Source organism: Aromatoleum diolicum, assembly GCF_012910955.1.
Lineage (GTDB): Bacteria > Pseudomonadota > Gammaproteobacteria > Burkholderiales > Rhodocyclaceae > Aromatoleum > Aromatoleum diolicum.
The window spans coordinates 21580-45490 of the sequence record NZ_WTVQ01000038.1 but is presented as its reverse complement, the minus strand read 5'-3'; the positions used below and the strand labels follow the sequence as shown (position 1 = coordinate 45490).

At 66.0% G+C, this 23911-nt stretch carries 21 protein-coding genes; 1 reads left to right on the top strand and 20 read right to left on the bottom strand.

What is annotated here, in order from left to right:
• Positions 1-78: 78 nt before the first annotated feature.
• The 8 genes from ureE to GPA25_RS18315 all read right to left on the bottom strand — a co-directional run bounded on the left by ureE (position 79) and on the right by GPA25_RS18315 (position 6766).
• On the bottom strand, positions 79-570 hold the full coding sequence (gene ureE / locus GPA25_RS18350; protein ID WP_169261860.1) for an urease accessory protein UreE: 492 nt from the start codon (positions 568-570) through the stop codon (positions 79-81).
• A 63-nt stretch (positions 571-633) separates the two neighbouring features.
• Positions 634-2349, bottom strand: coding sequence for an urease subunit alpha (ureC, locus tag GPA25_RS18345; RefSeq protein ID WP_169261856.1), 1716 nt, complete (start codon positions 2347-2349; stop codon positions 634-636).
• Positions 2346-2651 (bottom strand): urease subunit beta, encoded by a 306-nt coding sequence (locus GPA25_RS18340; RefSeq protein WP_169261855.1) that lies wholly within the window; start codon positions 2649-2651, stop codon positions 2346-2348. The genes ureC and GPA25_RS18340 overlap by 4 nt, the downstream gene beginning before the upstream one ends.
• 189 nt (positions 2652-2840) lie before the next feature.
• Positions 2841-3143 (bottom strand): urease subunit gamma, encoded by a 303-nt coding sequence (gene ureA / locus GPA25_RS18335; protein ID WP_169261854.1) that lies wholly within the window; start codon positions 3141-3143, stop codon positions 2841-2843.
• Between the two features lie 28 nt (positions 3144-3171).
• Positions 3172-4050 carry an urease accessory protein UreD gene (locus GPA25_RS18330; RefSeq protein ID WP_169261859.1) on the bottom strand — a complete coding sequence of 293 codons (879 nt, stop codon included), beginning with the start codon at positions 4048-4050 and terminating at the stop codon, positions 3172-3174.
• A 126-nt stretch (positions 4051-4176) separates the two neighbouring features.
• Positions 4177-4791, bottom strand: a complete 615-nt coding sequence (locus tag GPA25_RS18325) for an alternative oxidase (protein ID WP_169261853.1) — start codon at positions 4789-4791, stop codon at positions 4177-4179.
• Between the two features lie 164 nt (positions 4792-4955).
• Positions 4956-5252 carry a hypothetical protein gene (locus tag GPA25_RS18320; RefSeq protein ID WP_169261852.1) on the bottom strand — a complete coding sequence of 99 codons (297 nt, stop codon included), beginning with the start codon at positions 5250-5252 and terminating at the stop codon, positions 4956-4958.
• A 401-nt stretch (positions 5253-5653) separates the two neighbouring features.
• Complete coding sequence (locus GPA25_RS18315) at positions 5654-6766, bottom strand: DUF1615 domain-containing protein (RefSeq protein ID WP_169261851.1); 1113 nt, start codon at positions 6764-6766, stop codon at positions 5654-5656.
• A gap of 255 nt (positions 6767-7021) precedes the next feature.
• Between GPA25_RS18315 and GPA25_RS18310 the strand changes: the two genes are divergently transcribed.
• Positions 7022-7921 carry a YihY/virulence factor BrkB family protein gene (locus GPA25_RS18310; protein WP_169261850.1) on the top strand — a complete coding sequence of 300 codons (900 nt, stop codon included), beginning with the start codon at positions 7022-7024 and terminating at the stop codon, positions 7919-7921.
• A gap of 69 nt (positions 7922-7990) precedes the next feature.
• On the opposite strand, the gene urtE is transcribed toward GPA25_RS18310, so the two are convergent.
• The 12 genes from urtE to speE form a co-directional block, all read right to left on the bottom strand.
• On the bottom strand, positions 7991-8683 hold the full coding sequence (urtE, locus tag GPA25_RS18305; protein ID WP_169261849.1) for an urea ABC transporter ATP-binding subunit UrtE: 693 nt from the start codon (positions 8681-8683) through the stop codon (positions 7991-7993).
• Between the two features lie 388 nt (positions 8684-9071).
• Positions 9072-9941, bottom strand: a complete 870-nt coding sequence (gene urtD, locus GPA25_RS18300; RefSeq protein ID WP_169261848.1) for an urea ABC transporter ATP-binding protein UrtD — start codon at positions 9939-9941, stop codon at positions 9072-9074.
• The gene (gene urtC / locus GPA25_RS18295; RefSeq protein WP_246265826.1) at positions 9938-11185 is read right to left on the bottom strand and encodes an urea ABC transporter permease subunit UrtC; all 1248 of its coding nucleotides are present in this window, start codon (positions 11183-11185) and stop codon (positions 9938-9940) included. Before urtC ends, urtD begins: the two co-directional genes overlap by 4 nt.
• A 299-nt stretch (positions 11186-11484) precedes the next feature.
• Positions 11485-13110: an urea ABC transporter permease subunit UrtB gene (gene urtB / locus GPA25_RS18290; RefSeq protein WP_169261847.1), complete on the bottom strand. Its 1626-nt coding sequence runs from the start codon at positions 13108-13110 to the stop codon at positions 11485-11487.
• A 195-nt stretch (positions 13111-13305) separates the two neighbouring features.
• Entirely contained in the window at positions 13306-14559 is a 1254-nt protein-coding gene (urtA, locus tag GPA25_RS18285) for an urea ABC transporter substrate-binding protein (protein WP_169261846.1), read from the bottom strand.
• A 222-nt stretch (positions 14560-14781) separates the two neighbouring features.
• Positions 14782-16194, bottom strand: coding sequence for a TrkH family potassium uptake protein (locus tag GPA25_RS18280; protein WP_169261858.1), 1413 nt, complete (start codon positions 16192-16194; stop codon positions 14782-14784).
• A 50-nt stretch (positions 16195-16244) separates the two neighbouring features.
• Positions 16245-17648 carry a Trk system potassium transporter TrkA gene (trkA, locus tag GPA25_RS18275; RefSeq protein ID WP_169261845.1) on the bottom strand — a complete coding sequence of 468 codons (1404 nt, stop codon included), beginning with the start codon at positions 17646-17648 and terminating at the stop codon, positions 16245-16247.
• 73 nt (positions 17649-17721) lie between these two features.
• Complete coding sequence (locus GPA25_RS24045) at positions 17722-18966, bottom strand: sigma-54-dependent transcriptional regulator (RefSeq protein ID WP_169261844.1); 1245 nt, start codon at positions 18964-18966, stop codon at positions 17722-17724.
• Positions 18967-18976: 10 nt separating this feature from the next.
• The gene (locus tag GPA25_RS18265; protein WP_169261843.1) at positions 18977-21091 is read right to left on the bottom strand and encodes a sensor histidine kinase; all 2115 of its coding nucleotides are present in this window, start codon (positions 21089-21091) and stop codon (positions 18977-18979) included.
• Positions 21088-21639 (bottom strand): DUF4390 domain-containing protein, encoded by a 552-nt coding sequence (locus GPA25_RS18260; RefSeq protein WP_211163203.1) that lies wholly within the window; start codon positions 21637-21639, stop codon positions 21088-21090. The genes GPA25_RS18265 and GPA25_RS18260 overlap by 4 nt, the downstream gene beginning before the upstream one ends.
• A 4-nt stretch (positions 21640-21643) precedes the next feature.
• The gene (gene rsmB, locus GPA25_RS18255) at positions 21644-22960 is read right to left on the bottom strand and encodes a 16S rRNA (cytosine(967)-C(5))-methyltransferase RsmB (protein ID WP_169261841.1); all 1317 of its coding nucleotides are present in this window, start codon (positions 22958-22960) and stop codon (positions 21644-21646) included.
• Between the two features lie 41 nt (positions 22961-23001).
• Positions 23002-23892: a polyamine aminopropyltransferase gene (gene speE / locus GPA25_RS18250; RefSeq protein ID WP_169261840.1), complete on the bottom strand. Its 891-nt coding sequence runs from the start codon at positions 23890-23892 to the stop codon at positions 23002-23004.
• Positions 23893-23911: the final 19 nt, after the last annotated feature.

Here is a 23911-nt window from a genome sequence, read left to right as displayed (position 1 = left end):
GGGCACGCCCGCCCAGCCCTGAACACGGCAGCCCCCCGCCGGGGTGCGGGTTTTTGGCGCGCCGCGTTTTCAGCACGGTCAGCGCCCGCCCATCATGTGAATCCGCGCCCCGCTGCCGTCCCCCGGATGCTGGTGCCCATGCGCATAGGCGCCAGCCTCGGGCTCGAAGGGCGCACGCAGCGCGGTGACCGTCGCGCCGAGCCCGACGAGCATGCCTTCGAGCACATGGTCCGCCTGAATGCGCAGCCAGCTGCCGGCCGCATCCGCCCCGACCTCCACCGCGACGTGACGGTTGCCGAGGTGGTAGGCCGCGCGCGCCAGCGCCAGCGGATTCGCGCAGCGCGCCTCGAGCAGGTCCTCCGGCGCGGCGACGACCTCGACGATGCGCCCGTCGCGCCCGGCGAGCTTCTGCCCGCCACGCAGGATCGTCCCGCGTGGCAGGAACAGGCCGACTTCCTCGCCGGACGCGAGCTTCGCGCGCAGGCGGCTCTTCGTGCGGTAGGAAAAATCGAGCTCCAGACGCTCGCTCGCGGCCTCGGGGCCATCGTACAGCGCCTCGAGCAGCAGCATCGGACGCACCGCGCCGGACGTGTCGGGAACCAGGGGATCGGTTTCAGCCATCGCGTGAATCTCTCAGAACAGGAAGTAGCGCTGCGCCATCGGCAGCACGTCCGCGGGTTCGCACACGAGCAGCTCGCCATCGGCGCGCACGATGTAGGTTTCGGGATCGACGTCGATCGCTGGCGTCGCCGCGTTGTGGATCATGTCGGCCTTCGTCACCTTGCGGCAGTCGCGCACCGCTTCGAGCCGCTTCGCGAGCTTCAGCGCCGCGACCGCCGGATTCGCCAGCGCCGCCTGCGACACGAAGGTCACGGACGTCTTCAGCCCGCCACCGAAGGCCCCGAACATCGGCCGGTAATGCACCGGCTGCGGCGTCGGAATCGACGCGTTGGGGTCGCCCATCGCGGCCGCCGCAATCATGCCGCCCTTGAGGATCAGCGAGGGTTTCACGCCGAAGAAGGCCGGCTTCCACAACACCAGATCGGCCAGCTTGCCGGCCTCGACCGATCCCACGACATGCGAGATGCCGTGCGTGATCGCCGGGTTGATCGTGTATTTGGCGAGGTAGCGCTTGACGCGGAAGTTGTCCGCCTTGCCGTCACCGCGCGACGCATCCTCCGGCAACGGTCCGCGCTGCACCTTCATCTTGTGCGCGGTCTGCCAGGTGCGGATCACGACCTCGCCGACGCGACCCATCGCCTGCGAATCCGACGACATCATCGAGAACGCGCCGCTGTCGTGCAGGATGTCCTCGGCGGCGATCGTCTCGCGGCGGATGCGCGACTCGGCGAAGGCGACGTCCTCGGCGATCGCCGGGTCGAGGTGGTGGCACACCATCAGCATGTCGAGATGCTCGTCGATGGTATTCACGGTGTACGGCCGCGTCGGGTTCGTCGACGAGGGCAGCACGTTCGCCTGGCTCACCGCGCGGATGATGTCCGGCGCATGACCGCCGCCCGCCCCTTCGGTGTGGAAGGTGTGGATCGTGCGGCCCTTGAAGGCCGCCAGCGTGGTCTCGACGAAGCCCGACTCGTTGAGCGTGTCGGTGTGGATCGCGACCTGCACGTCCTGTTCGTCGGCGACCGTCAGGCAGTTGTCGATCGCCGCCGGCGTCGTGCCCCAGTCCTCATGCAGCTTGAGCCCGATCGCACCCGCTGCGACCTGCTCGCGCAGCGGCTCCGGCAGGCTCGCGTTGCCCTTGCCGAAGAAGCCCAGGTTCATCGGAAACGCGTCGGCGGCCTGCAGCATGCGGTGAATGTGCCACGGGCCCGGCGTGCAAGTCGTCGCGAAAGTGCCGGTCGCCGGTCCCGTGCCGCCGCCCAGCATCGTCGTCACGCCGCTCATCAGCGCCTCCTCGATCTGCTGCGGGCAGATCCAGTGGATGTGGCTGTCGATGCCGCCGGCGGTCAGGATCATGCCCTCGCCGGCGATGATCTCGGTGCCGGCGCCGATCGCGATCGTCACGCCCGGCTGGATGTCCGGGTTGCCCGACTTGCCGATGGCGGCAATACGCCCGTCCTTGATCGCGACGTCGGCCTTGACGATGCCCCAATGGTCGACGATCAGCGCGTTCGTGATCACCGTGTCCGCGACCTCCGCCGACACCTTCTGGCCCTGCCCCATGCCGTCGCGGATCACCTTGCCGCCGCCGAACTTCACTTCCTCGCCGTAGATCGTGAAGTCGCGCTCGACCTCGATCCACAGTTCCGTGTCCGCGAGCCGTACGCGGTCGCCGGTCGTGGGCCCGAACATTTCCGCGTAGGCGCGGCGCGATATCTTCACGGTCATAACGCCCCCATCACGTCGCCGTTGAAGCCGAAGACCTTGCGCTCGCCCGCCAGCACGACGAGCTCGACGGTGCGCGACTGCCCCGGCTCGAAACGCACCGCCGTGCCGGCGGCGATGTTCAGCCGGAAGCCGCGCGCCGCGGCGCGGTCGAAGGCGAGCGCGGCATTGGTTTCGGCGAAGTGGTAATGCGAGCCGACCTGGATCGGCCGGTCGCCGGTATTGGTGACCGCCAGCGTCAGCGTCACGCGGCCGGCGTTGAGTCCGATGTCGCCATCGGCGACGAGAAATTCACCGGGAATCATTAATCTTTCTCCCAAAAATTGTCGGTCGTGGCGCCGCGTAGCGCCTTGACGGGTGGGAGTTTGCGGAGCGGGCGAGGACTGTCTGAGCGCAGGCGCGGAAGCGCGCCGCACGCGAGTTCCGCAGCCCGACGGAGCAAATTCCCACCCGTCAAGGCGCGGGCAGCAACAATGGACGACATCCCACGCCCCTCACACGATCGGGTTATGCACGGTCACGAGCTTCGTGCCGTCCGGAAAAGTCGCCTCGACCTGGATCTCCGGGATCATCTCCGGTACGCCCTCCATGACCTCTTCGCGGGTCAGGATCGTCGTACCCTCGCTCATCAGCTCGGCCACCGTGCGCCCGTCACGTGCGCCTTCGAGGATCGCGCACGAGATCAGCGCGACCGCCTCCGGGTAGTTCAGCATCAGGCCGCGCGCGCGCCGGCGCTCGGCGAGCAGACCCGCGGTAAACAGCAGCAGCTTGTCCTTCTCGCGTGGGGTCAGTTCCATCTCGTCCTGTCCTCGTTCAGGTATTCCCTCAGGTATTCCATATGCGCGGCACGCACATCGGCAAGCCCGTCACCACCGGCCGAACCGCACCCCACAGCCGCGTGAACCACTGCCGCCCCGGTTCGCACGCCGGACCCAGATAACGCGCCACCAGCAAGCCCGGTAACAAGGTCACCGCGCCCTCGCCGACGCTCGGCACGATGTCGCGGCAGACATCACGCAAAGCCGTGTCGCAGGCCGGCGCCGCCACCAGCAAGGTGCCGACGACAGGCTGGCCCGCCAGCCCCACCGGCGAATCCAGCAGCGCGCTGCCGCCACCGATCCGCCCGCGCTCCAGCCACACAGGGCGCCCGTCGCGGCAGATGCGCGTTTGCAGCGCCAGTTCGCCGCGGGTGAAACGCTCACCCGCGCCGGTACGGCCGAAACACAGCATCTCGGCACCAATGAAGCGCGCATCGCCCTGCAGCGTCACGTCCGTGCCGAGGGTGCCCAAAGCGCCATCGAAGACGATGGTCTCCTGCGGCAACCACTCGCACACGGCGCCGTCGGCCACCGCGATGCGCTGCGTCAGCCCTGCGGACGGCCCGGCGCTGCGATACCACTTGCCGGCACCCGGCGTCGTCAGCAAGGCGTGCGCCCCCTCATCCACCTTGACGTCGATCACCAGCGAGTCGCCCCCGGCGATGCCGGCCGGCGGATGCAGCACGATGCCGTGGCACACGCCCTCGCCTTCCGGGTACAGCGCCTTCTGCACGCGCAGCGGCCCAAAATGGTGCCGACGCACAAGAACAGTGCGAGCGCCCCGGCGTGCGAACTGGAGCCCGAGCTCGGCGCACCATCCGGATGCGCCGGGCTGCGGCGAAAACGTGGGCTCAAGGCCAGGAAGGGCGTCGACGACGGCATTCATGCACGTCATGTAGCAATCCTCAGGCCAGGCGCGAGCGATGGAAGAGCGATGGAACACAGGACAGGATCGAGCGGCGCTCACCATCCTGCGCCCGGCGTCGCTCCTGCATGCCGACGCCGGGTCGGCTCAGCTCAGCTCGTCGGCAAAGGCGTGATTGACATCGCGGTGATGGAGTTCATCGGCACGCACCGCGACGATGACCTCGCGCAGGCGCGCGTCCTGGGCGAGATTCCAGTAATCGATCGCGATCTTCGGCGCCGGGATGTTGGCGTAGGTGCCGTTGTCCACGCCAGCCAGATACTCGGTGTAACTGTAGACCGCCTCCTCCTCGAAATAACCGACGACGCGATGCGCGGTCCGTGGCGAGATCAGGTACAGCAGGAAGTAGAAGTTAAAGAAGACGCCCTGCGCGATCACGATCAGCAGACGCTCGAACCGCGTCGGCTGGGCAACATGAATGAAGGTCATCAGGTGAATGCGTTCGTTGTCCGCTTCGTCCAGAAGCGTGCGGATCCAGCCGCGGTCGCCTTCCATCCGGCGCAGCGCACGCAGATGCTGCAGCGCGCCGCCCACCATGCCGGGCACGGCAGCAACCGTTTCCAGCACCACCGCACGATGGCCGTAGCGACGGGCGAAGACCGTGTCGGCGAAGAAGCGCATCGCCTTGGTGAAGGCCAGCGCAATCCGGTCCGAGAAATCGCGTGGAACGTGGTGCCGCTCAAGCGGGGGCGTTTCTGACATACGTGCAGCCTTGTGTATTGCTCACTTTCGCCGTGCATGCAGGACCGTCAGCCAGCCAAAGGCCCCCCTCCGGCGCCTGCCTGCTTGCGACTGAATGGCGCACCATCACACCGAGACTTTAGTGCGCGCCCAGGTTTTTTCCAGGCATGGTGCGCAGCCGGCAGTCAGATCCCGTCAATGAGTTCCCGGCCTTTGATGAAGCCCATTTCTTCAGCGATGGCTTGCGTGGAATAGAAGAGTTCCGGATCTGACTGGGCGCGAGCGACGGTATCAGACATGGGTCCGGCGCCCGGCGCCGTGATGTTCACCATGAAACCCCCTTGCTGTCCATGGCCGGCAAGCGTTTCGTTTTGCTCGGCGCAAGGATTCGCGCAGACATGTATTTGCCTGCCGTGGTATTCCTCGTTTTTCCATCCCTGCTGATCGGTCGCTGAGGCGTGCGTGAGGTTCGGGTTATCCATCGGGATCTCCAGGTGACGTGTAAAAATCGGATGCGCGTGCTTGCCCCTCTAATCTGATCGCAATGGCGGCGCAACTCCGTTCGTTACCGAACGCATGGGGATTTTTTCGAATGTCACGAATTCGTGCCCGGAAGGCGCCCGCGGAATTTATACGCTGCTGTGCGCGCTGACGTACGGAACCGGCCGACCGACACGGGTACTGTGGAATCGGTGACGGGTGAATCGCGCGGTAACGGCGATCCGGTCGCTTAACTCACATCGAGGTAAATCTCATGAACAGCATCGTTTACATCGTCGGTCTGATCGTCATCGTGTTAGTGATCTTGTCGTTTTTCGGGCTGCGCTAACGCCTCCGTCGGACCGTGACAGGCGCCTCAGCGACTCCACGCGCAGCACCCAGTTCAGCGCGCGAGGCATCGCTGATGCCGCTCGTCGACCCGCTTGGCGAACCATTCGGTGGTGAGCTTGCGGCTGATCTTGGGCCCCTTCAGCGCGATGCGCGGCACCACCGCGCGCGGCAGGGGGCGGCGCTCGATCCTGTCCGCCAGGTCGAACACGCGCTGGTAGAGCGTGCTGCGCTCGAAATCGGCGCTATCGCCCTGTTCGAGCGCACCGCGGATCGCCCGCTGATCCAGGTCGAGGCGCTTGCCGAGCGAGCGCACCGCAAGCTCCGTGCTGCCAGGCCGGGTCTCATCATCGTCGCCGTGGCGCACCAGATCGCCATCGAGGTCGAGCGGTATGCCCGACGCCACGCTCACCGCGCTCTGGAACGCGGCGTTGCGGCTCGCGTAGCGGCCGGCATTGAAGTCGGCAAAGCGGTAGAGCTGCTTGTCGTAGGATGCCGGGTAATCGAGCAGATGCGCGATGCCGAAATACAGGCCGCCACGGCGCGTGAACACTTCGTGGCGGATCGAACCGGCCACGGCGTAGGGGTAGGTGTGCTCCCTCGCGTACTCTTCGGCAAAGGCGATGCTGACCTGCATTGCGCCACCGGTCCGCACCGGATTCAAGCCGCCGAACAGGCGCTGCCCCATCGGCACCATGCCGATGAAGTCCTCGAATATTTCGCTCAGTTCCCGCTCGGTTTTCACCGCATCGATGCGCTCGCTATAGCTCTTGCCGGTGGAGGACGACAGTTGCAGGGCTACGCGCGCGGCAAGCTTGGGCACGCCCAGGCGCTCGGCGCGACGGTCGATCTCCTCCCAGGCAATGCGCGCGAGGTTGGCGACCGGCGGGTCGGCGCGAAAGGTCGACTCCTGTTCGGTGACGGCAAGCACGGCGCAGATGTTCGACTGGTTCGGCGTGATCCCCTGCGCCGCGAACGCCGCGTAGATATCCACGGCCCAGCCCGAGCGATCGGCGGTACTGGCGGGCAGCAAGTTTGCGATCTTCGAGCGGACCTCGGCGGGGCGTGCCGGCGGGGGCTCGGGCAGGCGCACTTCGCTCGCACAGCCGACCAGCGTGGCGATGCCCAAGGCGGCAAGCCACTGGCCGGCACGCGAAGCGACGGGCATGAAGCGGGACGAATCAGGAGGTGGGTGCATGCAGGAACGAACTCGCCGCGCAGGCGCCTTCGGGTATCGGAGAAGGCGAACAGTCCATCGTGCATGGGGATGATCGTTTGCGCAAGGGCGCGTTACGGCGCGGTCGATCATGACGGCGCCGGCGACCGTATCGACGATGAACTGCGCCGGTGCCGTCGCCCGCGCATCGGTGTAGTCTGACGCTGCCTTCCGACAAACCATGCGGGATTCCGCATCCATGCAACCATGCTGACCGGCCACACCGCTGAAGTCCTCAAGCACCCGGGCGCGTTCGTCCTGCGGACACTGAAGGCGTTTCGCGCCAACCAGGGCCTGCTGCTGGCCGGCGCGATCGCCTATTACGCCTTGCTGTCGACGGTGCCGCTGCTGATCCTGACCGTGATCGGGCTGTCGCACATCATCGATGAAAACGAGTTGCTGCGGACCCTCGGGCGCTACCTCGAATGGCTGATGCCGGGGCACTCGCGAGCGATCCTCGCGGAACTGGCGAATTTCCTCGCGCACCGTGAAGTCATCGGCTGGGTCTTGCTGGCCACGATGCTGTTCTTCAGCTCGCTGGCCTTCACCGTGCTGGAAAACGCGATGTCGGTGATCTTCCACCACCGGGTGGCGATCAGGCGGCGCCATTTTCTCGTTTCTGCGGTGATCCCGTATGTCTACATCGTGTCGCTCGCGTTCGGGTTGCTGCTGGTGACGCTGGTGGCAGGCAGCATTCAGGCGATGGGCGAGGAACAGGTGGAATTCCTCGGGCGCAGCTGGTCACTCGGCGGCGTGTCCGGTGTGCTGCTCTATCTGCTGGGTCTCGCGGGCGAAATCTTCGTGCTGACGTCCGTGTACCTGGTGATGCCGGTGGGCCGGCTGTCGCTGCAGCACGCGCTGATCGGTGCAGTCACCGCGGCCCTGCTGTGGGAGCTGTCGCGCCATGCGCTGGTGTGGTACTTCGCCACGCTGTCGCAGATCAGCACCGTTTACGGCTCGCTGACGACAACCATCGCGGTGCTGCTGAGCCTGGAGGTTGCAGCAACGCTGCTGTTGCTGGGCGCTCAGGTGATCGCCGAGTTCGAACGCGCCGGCAATGGCGAGACTGAAGCGCGACCGCAGCCGTTCACGACCGGGCGGGGCTGACTGGACGGTGTCCCAGATGCGCGCGAATGTTGCAGACGAGGTGCCGGGCGGCGAACGGAATTTCCGGTCTTACACCGCCAGGGCCTCGCGCACGCCATCGGCCTCCATGTTGGCGCCCGCCCCGCGCATCACGATCTCGCCACGTTCCATGACGAGGTAGTGGTCGGCGAGCGAGCGGGCGAAGTCGTAATACTGTTCGACGAGCAAAATCGCCATCTCGCCGGTTTCGGCGAGGCTGCGGATGGCGCGCTCGATGTCCTTGATGATCGAGGGCTGGATACCTTCGGTGGGTTCGTCGAGGATGAGCAGTTTCGGTCCGAAGGCGAGCGCACGGCCGATGGCGAGCTGTTGTTGCTGGCCGCCGGAGAGGTCACCGCCACGTCGGCCGAGCATCTGCTTGAGCACCGGGAACATGTCAAAGATGCGCGCGGGCATCGGGGTGCCGCGCGGCCGCGTGGCGAGGCCCATGAGCAGGTTTTCTTCGACGGTGAGCCTTGGGAAGATTTCGCGCCCTTGCGGCACGAAGCCGATGCCGGCACGCACACGGGCATGCGAGGGGGCGCGGGTGATGTCCTCGTCGCCGAAGGTGACCTTGCCGCTGGCAGCGGGCACGAGTCCCATCAGGGTCTTGAGCAGCGTGGTCTTGCCGACGCCATTGCGCCCGAGCAGCGTGGTGACCTTGCCGAGCGGCACTTCGAAAGAGAGGCCGCGCAGGATGTGGCTACCGCCATAGTATTGGTTCAGGTTGTCGACTTTCAGCATGTTCCATTCCTTTCCAAAATACGCGCCCACCAAGCCTCCGCCGCCAAGCCGGATGTGGCGGGTGTTTGCGGAAGGGCGAGGACTGTCTGAGCGCAAGCGCGGAAGCGCGCTGCTGCGCGAGTTCCGCAGCCCTGGAGCAATTACCCGCCACAGCCGGCGATTACTCCCACGATCTCCCAGCACCGCTTTCACAATCGCACCAAATTCCGTGAGCGATTGGGGTCTTGCTGCTAACCGCCGGCCACAGGGGGTATTCCCTCCGCGGCTGCGGAACTCGCGGGACGGCGCGCTTCCGCGCCTCCGCTCAGACAGTCCTCGCCGCTGCGGGAACACCCCCAATGTCCGGCTTGCGATGTTCGTTATCGAAGGCCGCTTCATTCCTTCTTTCTCAGCGGCCCAGATACACCTCGATCACCCGCGGATCCTCCTGCACCGTCGCCAGATCCCCTTCCGCCAGCACCGATCCTTCGCACAACACCGTCACCTTGCCGCCCAAGGCCTCGACAAAGGCCATGTCGTGCTCCACCACCACCAGCGAATGCTTGCCGGCAAGACTCACGAACAACTCCGCCGTGCGCTCCGTCTCGTCGTCCGTCATGCCCGCTACTGGCTCGTCCAGCAGCAACAGGCGCGGCTCCTGCATCAGCAGCATGCCGATCTCCAGCCACTGCTTCTGGCCGTGCGACAACAGCCCCGCCTGCCGGTCGGCCTCCTTGTCGAGACGGATCTGACGCAACACCTCACTGATACGATCACGTTCGTCGCCGAACAAGGCCGCGAACAGCGTGCGGCGCACGCGCTTGTCCGCCTTCATCGCCAGCTCCAGATTCTCGAACGCCGTGTGCTGCTCGAAGATCGTCGGCTTCTGGAACTTGCGGCCGATGCCCGCGTGCGCGATCTGCGGCTCCGTGAGGCGCGTCAGGTCGATCGTCTGGCCGAAGAAGGCCTTGCCCGAATCGGGCCGCGTCTTGCCGGTGATGACGTCCATCATCGTCGTCTTGCCGGCGCCGTTCGGGCCGATGATGCAGCGCAGCTCGCCGGCGTCGATTTCCAGCGACAACTTGTTGAGCGCACGGAAGCCGTCGAAACTCACCGTGATGTCGTCCAGATACAGGATGACGTTGTGCGACAGATCCAGCTCGCCCTGCTGCACCAGATGGCTCGTCGAGGCCTCGCCCTCCCATTGTTCGCGCAGGTTTTCGCGCGTCGCGAAAGCGTCCGCCGCGGCGCGGTCGAGGTCGGTGGAGACGGCGTTCATGCGGTCGCTCCTTTGGCTGCGGCAATGCTGGGCGCGCCGGATTCCATCACCGTGGCGTCGGGCTGCACACCCGGGCGCGCATCGGCGGGTAGTGTCGCCGTCGTCGCCCCCCTCGCCGACACCGGCGCCGCAGGGGGCAGCTCGGCCTTGCGGGTGCGCAACTTGCGCCACAGGCCGACGACGCCGTCAGGCAGGTACAGCGTGACCGCGATGAACAGGAAGCCGAGGAAAAAGGGCCAGTATTCGGGGAAGGACACGGTAAACCAGCTTTTCGCGAGGTTGACGATGCCGGCGCCGAGCACCGCACCGACGAGCGTGCCGCGCCCGCCTACGGCGACCCATACGGCGATTTCGATGGAGTTGGCGGGGCTCATTTCGGACGGGTTGATGATGCCCACCTGGGGCACGTACAGCGCGCCGGCGATGCCGCACAGCACCGCCGACAGGGTCCACATGAAGAGTTTGTAGTGCAGCGGGTTGTAGCCGATGAACATGACGCGACTCTCGGCATCGCGAATCGCGGCGAGCACGCGGCCGAAGCGCGAGGTGACGAGGTAGCGGCCGAGGATCAGGCAGGCGACGAGGAGTGCCGCGGACAGGGCAAAGAGCGTCACGCGCATCTCGGGCGAGGTGATGCTGTGGCCGAGGATGCGTTTGAAGTCGGTGAAGCCGTTGTTGCCGCCGAAGCCGGTTTCGTTGCGGAAGAACAGCAGCATCGCGGCGTAGGTCAGCGCCTGGGTGATGATGGAGAAGTACACGCCCTTGATGCGCGAGCGGAAGGCGAAGTAGCCGAAGATGAAGGCGATGAGGCCGGGCAGCGCCATGACGAGGAGGGCGGACCACAGGAAGGAGTCGGAACCGGCCCAGTACCAGGGCAGTTCCTTCCAGTCGAGGAACACCATGAAGTCGGGCAGATCGCTCTGGTAGCTGCCGTCGCGGCCGATCTGGCGCATCAGATACATGCCGAAGGCGTAGCCGCCGAGGGCGAAGAAGAGGCCGTGGCCGAGGCTGAGAATGCCGGCGTAGCCCCAGATGAGGTCCATTGCGACGGCAACGACCATGTAGCACAGGATCTTGCCGAGCAGGCTGACGGTGTAGGCCGACAGGTACAGCGGGTGGCCCTCGGGCAGCGCCAGGTGGGCGACGGGCACCCCGATCCAGGTGATCGCGGCGAAGAGCGCGAGGGCGATCCAGCCGGTTCGCGGCATGCTCTGGATCAGTCTTATGGTGAACGGGGTGCGCATTTGTGGCGCCTCCTTCTTGTTTCAATTCGCCAAGCCCCAACGGGCCGTGCCTTCGCTTGCGCCGCCCGGGGTATTTGCTCTGCGGGCTGCGGAACTCGCTCGTTACACTCGCTCAGACAGTCCTCGCCCGCGCCGCAAATGCCCCGATCGACGCTGTTTCCTTTTGGGCCGTGCACACAACGTTCGCGGTGTTGGCGGCCAGGGGTGTCTGCGGAGGGGCGAGGACTGTCTGCCCGAAGGGCGAGTTCCGCAGCCACGGAGCAGACACCCCTGGCCGCCAACACCTGCCCCCCAACGTATCAGTTGTCCGCAAACCTTCCCTTCAGCGCAAAAATCCCCTGCGGCCGCTTCTGGATGAAGATGATGATGAACACCAGCACGAGGATCTTCGCGATCACCGCGCCGGCCCAGCCTTCGAGGAATTTGCCGACGATCCCGAGCCCCAGCGCCGCCCACACCGCGCCGGCAAGCTGGCCGACGCCACCGAGCACCACGACCATGAAGGCATCCACGATGTAGCCGGTGCCCATCGCCGGACCGACGTTGGCGATCTGCGACAGCGCGAGGCCGCCGAGACCGGCCACGCCCGAGCCGATCGCGAACGCCAGCGTATCGACGCGCGCGGTGGGCACGCCGACACAGCCCGCCATCGGACGGTTCTGCGTGACCGCGCGCACGAACATGCCCAGGCGGGTCTTCTGCATCATCAGCCAGATCAAGAGCAGCACGAACACCGCGAAGCCGACGATGACGATGCGGTTCCACGGCAACACCACACCAGCCGCCATCTCGATGCCGCCCGACATCCACGTCGGGTTCGCGAGTTCGAGGTTCTGCGGGCCGAAGCTCACGCGCGCGGCCTGGATCAGCACCAGCGACAGGCCCCAGGTCGCGAGCAGGCTTTCCAGCGGACGGCCGTAGAGGTGGCGCAGCACCAGGCGCTCCATCGCGACACCGACCAGCGCGGCGGACAGGAAGGCGACCGGGATCGCGGCGACGACGTACCAATCGACGTAGGCCGGGAAGTGATTGCGGAAGACACCCTGCACGACGAAAGTCGCGTACGCGCCCACCATCAGCAGTTCGCCGTGCGCCATATTGATGACACCCATGACGCCGTAGGTGATCGCGAGACCCAGCGCCGCGAGCAGCAGGATCGAGCCCAGCGACAGGCCGGAGAACAGCGTGCCGACGGCCTCGGCGGTGGCGACGCGGCGGTCGATGGCGCGGATCGAGGCCTCGGCGGCGGCACGCACTTCGGCGCTCGGCTCGGACCAGTCGTTGCCGTTCTTTGCCAGCAGCGCCGCGAGCAGGTTCTTCACCGCCGGATCGGACGATTCGCCGAGCATCTCGGCGGCTTTCAGGCGCCTGGCGGCATCGCCCGAAGCGAGATACACGCGCGCGGCAGCGCGGCCGAGCACGCCGCGGATCTCGTCGTCGGCTTCGCTCGCCAGCGCCCGCTCGAATACCGGCAGCAGCGTTTCGCCGGTGTTGTCGGCGAGCGTGCGCGCCGCTGCGAGGCGCTCGCCGCGATCCGCCGACGACAGCGCCAGCGCCGCCCTTGCGGTGGCGAGCGCGCGGCGCACGCGGTTATTCACGGTCACGGGCTCGACCGCCGCGGGCGCGATATCGAGCGCTTCCCCGGTGGCCGCCGCGGCAACCGTGTCGCCATGCACGATCACCACCCTGCCGCCGGCTACACCAAGCGCACCGGCTTCGAGCGCGTCGAGCACGCGGCGCGCCTCGTTGCCACCCTCCGCGCCGCCGGCCACGCCCAGGGCCTCGATGGTGTCGAGGCGGCTCTGGAAGTCGCCAGCGAAGCCCGCCACCATGCCTTCGTCGAGCGCGGCGCGCGCCGGCCCGACAAGCAGCGTCAACAGCAACACGCCACGCAGCAAAATTTGAAGTGCAGGCAGTCGGTGCATCGCCGGCTCCGTCGCATCATTCACCCGGCGTCGCACCGGGCGAGGAATTCGGAAAAGGCGGGCCGGCCGCAGCCGGCCCGAACATACAACAAGGAGAGATGGCTCGCGCTACAACGGGCGGACCGCAGAATCCGCCCCGGGCCATGCCAGCCGCTGGCCCGAAAGGTCTCCTCCACTTTTTTGTTCTGCTCCGGCTTACAGCTTCTGCTTGCCCTCGTTGCCGGCGATGAACGGGCTCCACGGCTGGGCGCGAATCGGCTCCTTGGTCTTCCACACCACGTCGAACTGGCCGTCGCCGCGTACTTCGCCGATGTACACCGGCTTGTGCAGGTGGTGGTTGGTCTTGTCCATGGTCAGCGTGAAGCCCGACGGCGCCTTGAAGGTCTGGCCGCCGATCGCCGCGATGACCTTGTCGGTGTCGGTCGACTTGGCCTTCTCGACCGCCTGCTTCCACATGTAGAGGCCGACGTAGGTCGCCTCCATCGGGTCGTTGGTGACCACGGTGTCGGCGTTCGGCACGCCGTTCTTCTTCGCCCAGTCCTTGTACTTCTTCGCGAACGCGTCGTTCTCGGGGTTCTTCAGCGTCATGAAGTAGTTCCACGCCGCGAGGTGGCCGACCAGCGGCTTGGTGTCGACGCCGCGCAACTCCTCCTCGCCAACCGAGAACGCCACCACCGGCACGTCGGTCGCCTTCAGTCCGGCGTTGCCCAATTCCTTGTAGAAGGGCACGTTCGAGTCGCCGTTGATCGTCGAGATCACGGCGGTCTTCTTGCCCTCGGCGGCGAACTTCTTGATCTTCGCGATGATCGTCTGGTAGTCCGCATGGCCGAAGGGGGTGTAGTCCTCCATGATGTCGGCCTCGGCCACCCCCTTGCTCTTCAGGAAGGCGCGCAGGATCTTGTTCGTGGTGCGCGGATAAACGTAGTCGGTGCCCAGCAGCACGAAGCGCTTGGCGCCGCCGCCTTCGGCGCTCATCAGGTACTCGACCGCGGGAATCGCCTGCTGGTTGGGTGCCGCGCCGGTGTAGAAGACGTTCTTCTCCAGTTCCTCACCCTCGTATTGCACCGGGTAGAACAGCAGGCCGTTGAGTTCCTTGAACACCGGGTTCACGGACTTGCGCGACACCGAGGTCCAGCACCCGAATACCGCCGCGACCTTGTCCTGGGCGACCAGCTGGCGCGCCTTCTCGGCGAACAGCGGCCAGTTCGACGCCGGGTCGACCACCACCGGCTCGAGCTTCTTGCCCATTACGCCGCCGGCCGCGTTGATCTCCTCGATGGTCATCAGCGCGACGTTCTTCAGCGCCGTTTCAGAAATCGCCATCGTGCCCGACAGCGAATGCAGGATGCCGACCTTGATCGTTTCGGCCGCATGCGCGCCGACCGGCAGGCCGATCGCAGCAATGGAAGCGGAAAGCGTGAGCGCTTTGACGAAATTGCGACGATTCATCGACAGATCCCCCTGTTGGAAAGTGGTGCAACGCGCGGTGCGTTGTCACAATTTCTTTCGCAAGGCCTGTACCAGATCGTAAAATTGCCGCAAATTCAATGACTAAGGCGTAAATTGCGGCCGCCCGCGGGGCCGCAGCAGAGGGCATTGCGCCCCGCTATGACGCACGGCACGAGGCGGCGGCACCAAGGCAGTGCGCCGCGCGTCACCGCATCGTGCGGCTCAGCGCCGCCAGAACACCGGCGTCATCACCACCAGCAAGGTGAAGATCTCGAGACGCCCGAGGATCATCGTGAAGGCCAGCACCCAGCTCTGGAAATCGCTCAGGCCCTGGTAGTTCGATGCCGGTCCGACCGCGCCGAGGCCGGGGCCGGTGTTGTTGAGACAGGCCACCACGCCCGAGAACGCCGTGATGATGTCCAGCCCGGTGGCCGACAGCAGCAGGGTCAGCGACACGATGCTGACCATGTACATGAAACTGAAGCCCAGCACCGCGTGCAGGATGTCGTCCGACACCGGCTTGTCGCGGATGCGCACCGGATGCACCGCCTGCGGGTGCAGCGAGCGCACGATCTCGCGGTACACCTGCTTGTACAGGATCATCGCGCGCATCATCTTGATGCCGCCCCCGGCGGAGCCCGAACAGGCGATGAAACTGCCGAGGAACAACACCCAGATCTGCGCAAACATCGGCCACAGCGTGTAATCGAAAGTCGCAAGGCCGAGCGAGGTGGAGATCGACACGACGTGGAAGCCGACGTAGCGCAGCGTGCTGAAAACATCGCCGTGCGCATCGAACTGCGTCAGGAAGGTCGTCAGCACGACAATACTCAGCGCCAGCATGGCGAAGTAGAACGGCAGCTCGGGGTCCGCCAGATAGGGTCGCAGACTGCGCCGCGCCAGTGCGAGGTAATGGGTCGCGAAGTTCAATCCCGACAGCAGCGCGAAGCCCATCACGATGAGATCCACCGGCACGCTGTCGAAGTGCCCGAGCGATGCGTCCTTGCTCGAAAATCCACCCAGTCCGGTCACGGTGAAGGCGTGAATCAGCGCTTCCCAGCCATCCAGCCCGGCAATCCACAGGCTGAGCGCGCACGCCACGGTCAGCAGCGAATACGTCAGCCACAAGCCTTTCGCGGTCTCGGCGATGCGCGGCGTCAGGCTCTGCTCCTTCATCGGCGTCGGCACTTCGGCCTTCATCAGCTGGCGTCCGCCGATGCCCAGCAGCGGCAGGATCGCCACCACCAGCACGATCACGCCCATGCCGCCGATCCAGTGCATGAAGGTGCGCCACAGGTTGATCGAGATCGGCAGCTCGTCGAGTCCCGTGAGGACCGTCGCGCCGGTCGCCGTCAGGCCCGATACCGCCTCGAAATACGCGTCCGTGACGGACAGGCCGGGGATGAAGTCGAGCAGCGGCAAGGCACCGAACACCGGCATCACGATCCACGTCAGCGCCACCAGCAGGAAACCGTCACGGGCGTGCAAATCGCGCCGCCGGCCGCGCGTCAGCGCCCACAGTGCGGCGCCGGCCGCCAGCGTGATCAGCACCGCGTTGTCGAAGGCCGTGGTGGCCCCGTCGCCGAGGAAGAAGGACACGGCCAGCGGAAACAGCATCAACAGGCCGAAGATCATCACGATCAGGCCCAGCGCGTTGAGCGGCGGGTGGTAGCTGGTGAAGCGGCTCACAGGAAAGTGAACCCGACCTGGAAGAGCTTCTCGACCTGACGCACGAGCTTCTTGTGCGTACAGAACACGATCACATGGTCGCCACTCTCGACCACCGTATCGTGGTGCGGCATCACCACCATGCGCCGCAACACCTTGCCGTCGGGGCGGCGCTCCTCGCGCACGATCGCGCCGATGGTCGCACCCTTCGGCAGCGCAATCGCCTCCACTGCGCGCCCCACCACCTTCGATTCCTTGTGGTTGCCATGCGCGATGATCTCCAGCGCCTCGGCGGCACCACGGCGCAGACTGTGCACGGCGACGACGTCGCCCTGGCGCACATGCGCAAGCAGCGACCCGATCGAGGTCTGCGCCGGCGAGATCGCAATGTCGATCGGCCCGCCCTGCACCAGGTCGACATAGCTCTTGCGGTTGATCAGCGCCAGCGTGCGCCGCGCGCCCATGCGCTTGGCGAGCGACGCCGACATGATGTTGTCTTCGTCGTCGTTGGTCAGCGCAACGAACAGGTCGGTCTCGTCGATGCCCTCGTTCTCGAGCAGCTTCTCGTCGGTGGTGTCGCCGCGCAACACCAGCGCGCGACGCAACTGCGTCGCCAGCAGATCCGCACGGTGCTTGTCGACCTCGATCACCTTGACGTTGTAATCTTCCTCGATGCTGCGTGCGAGCCGCAGGCCGATGTTGCCGCCACCGGCGATGAGGATGCGGCGCGTCGGCCGGTCGGAGCGGCGCAACTCGCGCATCACCTGGCGGATATGCACCGTCGCGGCAAGGCAGAACACCTCGTCGCCGGCCAGGACCATCGTATCGCCTTCCGGAATCAGCGGCTCGCCCTCACGGTAGATCGCCGCGATGCGCACCTCCACGTTCGGCATGTGATAGCGCAGCGCCTTCAGTGGATGCCCCACCAGCGGTCCGCCCTCGAAGGCGCGCACGCAGATCAGGCTCAGCACGCCATCGGCGAATTCCATTACCTGCAGCGCCTCCGGGAAGGCGATCAGGCGCTTGACGTAATCGGTGACGATCTGCTCCGGGCAGATCGAGAAATCCACCGCAAAATTGCTGTCGTCGAGCAGTTCGGGATAATCGACAAAATCGGTCGACCGCAGCCGCGCAATGCGCGTCGGCAGGTTGAACAAGGTCTTGGCGACGCGGCACGCGCACAGATTGGTCTGGTCCGACTGGGTGACCGCGATCAGCAGGTCGGCGTCGTCCGCGCCGGCGTCGCGCAGCACCGACGGCGATGCGGCATTGCCGCACACGGTGCGCAGCTCCAGCCGGTCGCGCAGCACCTCGAGGTGATCCGCGCTGGTGTCGATCAGCGTGATGTCATTCGCTTCCGACACCAGATTCTCGGCCACCGAGGCGCCGACCTGGCCTGCACCGAGGATGATGATTTTCACCTGACAGACGTCCCGAAACGGTGGAGAAACGGGGATTCTACGCTACCCGGAGTGGCGTCAGAACGCTGGTGCTTCAGGCTTCTTCGCTCTTGCGACCACCCTGCAGCCCGAGCTGCTTGAGCTTGCGGTACAGATGCGTGCGCTCCAGCCCGCTGCGCTCCGCGAGACGCGTCATGTTGCTGCCTTCGAGGCGCAGGTGGTGCTCGAAGTACAGGCGCTCGAAGGCCTCGCGTGCCTCGCGCAGCGGCTGATCGAGCGACACCGCGACGACCCCCTCGGTGGACGGAATCAGCAGCCGGCGCACGTCCGTCAGGCTGATTTCCTCGTCCAGCGTACCCAGCGCCAGGGACTTCACCGCAGCCCGCAGCTCGGCGTAGCCGCCCGGCCATGGCTGCGCGCGCAAGGCGTTGAGTGCCGCCGTGGAGAACTGGCGACGCGGCACCTCTCCCGCCTCGACCAGATGCAGCAGGAGCTGTGCGGCGATCTCCGGCAGATCGTCGCGCACATCGGCAATCGACGGCGGCGCCAGACTGACCTCGAACAGCCGCAGCACCAGCGACTCCTCCCAGCCGTCACGCACCAGCGTTTCCTGCGTGTGGTCGGTTGCCACCACCATTCGCAGGTCGTAGCGATCGAGGCGCTCCAGCGCGAAAGCGAGATTTTTCTGCTGCGTGCGCGACAGACGCGACAGCTCGGCGACGAACAGCACCCCGCCCTGGCAGGCCTGCAGCTGGGTCAGGTCAAGCGGCGTCGACACGCTCGACAGATCCAGCCACGGCGACGCCTTCGACTGGAAACTGCGCGCCGCCAGCTCCGCCAGGCTGCCGCTGCCGACCCGCAGCAACAACACGCGCGAGTTCACCACCACCTGCTGCACCAGGCGCTGCAATTCGCGCAGCGGCACCGAACGCGTGAACGCCGCCAGGGTCAGCGGCGTCGGCGCACCGGGCGCGGCCGGCCGCTGCAGCCCGCGCTTGACCGCCGACAGCAGCTTCTGCAGGCCGATCGGCTTTTCGAGGTAGTCGATCGCGCCGATGCGCGTCGCCTCGACCGCGGTGTCGATCGTTCCGTGCCCGGACATCATCACGACCGGCATGTTGAGCTGGCCGTTCGCCGACCATTCCTTCAGCAGCGTGATGCCGTCGGTGTCCGGCATCCAGATGTCGAGCAGCACCAAGTCGGGGCGCTGCGCATTGCGCACCGCGCGTGCCGCAGTGGCGTTCTCGGCCACCACGACGTCGTGCCCCTCGTCGCTGAGGATCTCGTAGAGGAGTTCGCGGATGCCGACTTCGTCGTCAACGATAAGTATGTTTGCCATGTATCACTAATCACAGTTCGGCGGTCGCGAGGCGCAAGCGGATGCGGACCTCGGCGCCACCGGAATCGCCGTTCAGCAGGCGGATGTCGCCGCCATGTTCGTCGATGATCTTCTTGACCATCGCCAGACCCAGGCCGGTGCCCCGGCTCTTGGTCGTGAAATACGGTTCGAACGCTCGCGTCAGAACCGGCGCCGGAAACCCCGGGCCGTTGTCGCGCAGCAACAGCGCCACGCGGTCGCCCTCCAGTCTAGTCGACAGGATGACCACCCCGTGCTCCTGTCCGAACAATGCATCCTCGGCATTCTGCAGCAGGTTGTGGATCACCTGGCGTATCTGGCTGGCGTCACCCGCGACCGGCGGCAGATTGCGTGCAAGCTCCGCGCGGATCAGCACGGGCGAGCTCTCGTAGAGATTCAGCACCTCGCCGATCAGCGCATTCAGGTCGAGACGACCGAACACCGGACTCGGCAGCTTCGCATAGTCGCGAAAATCGTTCACCAGATTCTTCATCGACTCGACCTGATTGACGATGGTACGCGTCGCGCGCTCAAGAATCTCGCGTCCTTCCGCATCGAGCCGGTCAGCCAGCTTGTAGGCCAGGCGTTCGGCCGAAAGCTGGATCGGCGTCAGCGGATTCTTGATCTCATGCGCCAGCCGCCGCGCCACCTCGGCCCACGCCGCGGTGCGCTGCGCCGCGATCAGGCGCGAGATGTCGTCGAACACCACCACCAGGCCGCCGCCGGAAGCCTGCGGCAGGCGCGCGCCATGGATCAGCAGCGTCTGCGGCAGGCCCGCATCGGGGCCCAGCTCGAACTGCTCGTGCCAGTCGCCCTCGTTGTCGGCGAAGCCCTTCAGCAGCGCGTCCCGGAAGCTATGGTGACGCGGCCACTCCGCCAACGACAAATCCTCGAAGCCTTCCAGCTCGTCATGCAGGATCGCCATCGCTCCGGCATTGGCGGCGCGCAGCTTACCATCTGCGGCGAACGCAAGCACCCCCGTCGACAGGTTCGCCAGCACGCTTTCGAGATAGGCACGCGCCCCCTCCACCGCTGCGCTGTTGCGCTCGGCCAGATCGCGCGCTTCGACCAGCTGGCGCGTCATGCGGTTGAAGGACTGGGTCAGCACGCCGAGCTCGTCGCGTGCCGGCAGCGCCTGGCGCGGGCTGAAGTCGCCCTGCGCCACCGCCTGCGTCCCCTCGGCGAGAATCAGCAAGGGGGCCGCCAGGCGCCGCGACAGCACGAAGGCCACCGCCACCGCTGCAAGCAGCGCGAGCAGCAGGGCCAGCGTCAGCGTCAGGGTATAGATGCGGTTCAAGCCGGTGCGGCTCAGCGTCAGCTGTTGATATTCGCGGTACGCCTCCTGCACCGCCTCGGCATGGCGCACGAAAGTCTCCGGCACCGGCTGCGTCAGCTGCAGATAATGCGTTTCGAGGCTGAGCAGGCGCGACGGAATGGGCACCACCACGCGTATTGCCAAGCCCTCCCCGGGACGGGTATCGACCACGTGATAGCGCTGCGTCTGGCGCGCCTCGCGCAACTGCGCCATGCTTGGCAGATCCGGCATGAAGCCGGCGAGGCCATCCGACACCGTCACCATCACCTGCCCGCTCGGGCCGATTACGGTCACGGTACCCACCCCGGCCTGCTCGCGCAGGCGGTTCAGCAGCGTCGGCGAAATCGGGTCGGCGCCTTCCAGGTCCAGCGCCATGTCACGCGCCTTGTCGCTGACCTGCGTGACGAGATAATCGAGCGCATTCTGGCCGAGCGCGATACCCCCTTCCAGCGCCGAATCGACGCGCACGTCGAACCATGACTCGATGCTGCGCACCACGAACTGTAGCGAAACGGCATACACCACGACACCCGGCACCAGCGCCATCAAGGCGAACATCAGCATCAGGCGGTACTTCAGGCGCGAGCCGAACTGGCGTGCGCGATACTCGCGCCACAGGCTGCGCAGCTGGAACGCGACCAAGCCCAGCAATGCGACGGCGATCGCACCGTTGATCGCCAGCAGGTACGGGTAACTGTCGGCGAACAGGTCGGTGTTGGCGCTCGCCGAGGCGAGCAGGAACAGCGAGATGCCGGCGATGGCGGCGACGACGACGAGCAGCGCGCGCTTCATTGGACAGCACCCGCGAGAAAGGTCCAGCGCAGCCAGTCGGTCGCCAGATTCCAGTCACGGCTGCCGATGGCGGTCACCTGGAAGGGCTTCGGCAACAGGCTGGTGTCGAGCTGAAAACGCAGCGCCGCATGGTAGGACGTGCCGCTCTGCAGATCCGCCACGGGCACGATCTGCCAGTTGCGGATACGCAGCATGGTGCGCACGGCCGACTCCAGGGTCTCGAAGCTCTGATGAAAATTGCCCACCGACAGACGGTAGCTGCGGGTGATCGCGTTGTACGACACGCGGAAATTCAGCGCACGCTCCGCCACCACTTCGTCGAGCCAGTACCAGCGCGAGCGCTCGACGAGAAACTGCGCGGTGAAGTACAGCGAGACGCCGCGTGACACGGCATCGACGAGACGCGGGTTGAGTTCGATGTCGATGTCGGCATTGACGACGTAACCCTCCTCGCTCGGCACGATTTCGGCGTAGCCGATGCGCCCCTCCGCCAGCGCGGTCAGCGGGACCAGCAGGCATAGCGCCATCGCGGCCAGGCCGGCGCGCATGCGCCTAGCGATGCTTGCCGACGAGCGCGTAGTAAAAGCCGTCATGGTCCGCATTGGGCAGTAGCTGACATTCCACTTGGCCGTCGATCGGCAGCCGCAGCGCATCGGGATGGCAGCTGCAGAAGCGCTCGATCTGCATGCCATTTTCCTCGTCGAACAGCGAACACGTCACGTACAGCAGCTTGCCACCGGCCGCGAGTGTCGGCCACAGCGCATCGAGGATCTCCGCCTGCTGCGCGGCGAAACGCGCGATGTCCTCGGGCCGGCGCAACCACTTGATGTCCGGATGGCGGCGCGCGACGCCGGACGCCGAACACGGCACGTCGGCGAGGATGCGATCGAAGGGCTCGCCGTCCCACCAGGCCGCCCGCTTGCGGCAGTCCGCGGTGCGCACCTGGGCAGACACGCCCAGGCGGCGGAAGTTTTCCTCGATGCGTCGGGTGCGGGTGGCGTCCAGTTCCAGCGCAAGCAGGTTTACCGCCGCGGTTTCGAGGATGTGCGCCGACTTGCCGCCCGGCGCCGCGCACGCATCCAGCACCCGCTGGCCGGCCGCGAGGTCCAGCCAGCGCGCGGCCCACTGCGCACCGGCATCCTGGACCGACACCCGGCCTTCGGCAAAACCCGGCAAGCCGGCAACCGCAACCGGCCGCTCCAGCACCAGTGCCTCATTGACGAGGCTACGGAAAGCCAGCCCCGCCTGATCGAGTTCCCCGGCAACCGACTCTAGCGACGCACGCAGGCGATTCACGCGCAGACCCATCGGCGGCCGCTGGTTGCCGGCGGCAAGCGCCGCCTCCCAGGCATCCGGAAACGAGGTCCGCAGGCGCTCCACCCACCACGCCGGGTGGCGGTATCGCGCCGCCTCGTCCCCCGCGATCTCGGCATCGAGCGCAGCGGCGTTGCGCAGACGATTGCGCAACACGCCATTGACGACCCCCTTGAGCGCCGGCAACAGCGCCGCGGCGACTTCGACCGCCTGGTTCACCGCCGTATGAGCCTGCTCCGGACGGCTGTCGAGCCGGTACATGGCGACCAGCAACAAGGCATGGATCGCTTCCGGCAGCGGCTTGTGCAGCAGCTGGTGCAACAGGGCATCGCCGCGACCGTAATCGCGCAGCGTACCCCAGGCAAGATCGCGCACTGCGCCGCGCGTCGCGTCGGGCCACTGCGGATGCGCCAGGAGCATCGCCTCGAAGGCGTCGGTCAGGTTGGCACCCCCGATCACGGATTCGACCAGGGTCGCCGCACGGCTGAAGGCGAAGGCGAGGCTATCCGGCGGAAGCGCGGCGGCGCCATTGGATGGTCGTTGGGATCGAGTCACGTAAGAAGTCGTCGCTGGGATGCGCGCGCTTCCGCTGCGATTCACTCGAGCATGGCGCGCAGATAATTCGGCAGCGCGAATTGCGCTTTGTGTATGGCGCCATTGTAATACCGGAGCGGGCCGATTCCCCGTTGTAGCAGGCGTTTGTCGATCTCATCCGCATCTATGTCGAAGGGATCGATCCGCTCGGAGGCGCAGGCAAATCCCCACAGGCTGGCATACAGGGGAATGTAGAGAAAATAGGGGCGCACCGTGGGAAAAACGGCGCGCAGGCCGTGCATCAGCGTGCGCACCTGGGCCGACTGGAAGACGGGGGAACCGAGATGCAAAGTCAGCGCGCCCTGCCGCCCCAGCAGCGTCCGGCAATTCTCCAGAAACGCACGCTCATACAATGCCGCCGCCGGCCCGACCGGGTCCGTCAGATCGAGCACGATCAAGTCGAAGCGTTCGCCACCGGGCCGGGCCTGGCGGCACACATAATCCAGTCCGTTCTCAACACGGATCGTCGTGCGCGCATCATCGAGCGCGCCATGATGGACGGCGCCCAGATGGCGTCGCGCAAGCTCGATGACGGCCGCGTCGAGCTCGACGATCACGACCCGTTCGATGTCGCGGTACTTCAGCAGCTCCTTTGCCGAGCCTCCGTCTCCACCGCCAATCACCAGCGCGTGACGCAGTGCCGCGTGGGTGATGGCGGGAACATGGACAAGATTCTCGTGATAGTAGAATTCGTCGCCTTCCGAACTCATGAAACGGCCGTCAAGACGGAACAGTTTGCCGAAGGTCGGCGTGTCCCACACTTCATAGCGCTGGAAGGGCGAGGCCCCCGATTCAAGCAGATGGCCACCACGGCAGAAGAATCCGTAGTACGCGTTCAACTGCTCGACCAGGGCATTGGCCGGAATCGCTACCGGATTGATCTCATCAGTCATCACGAGCATCCGCAATGGA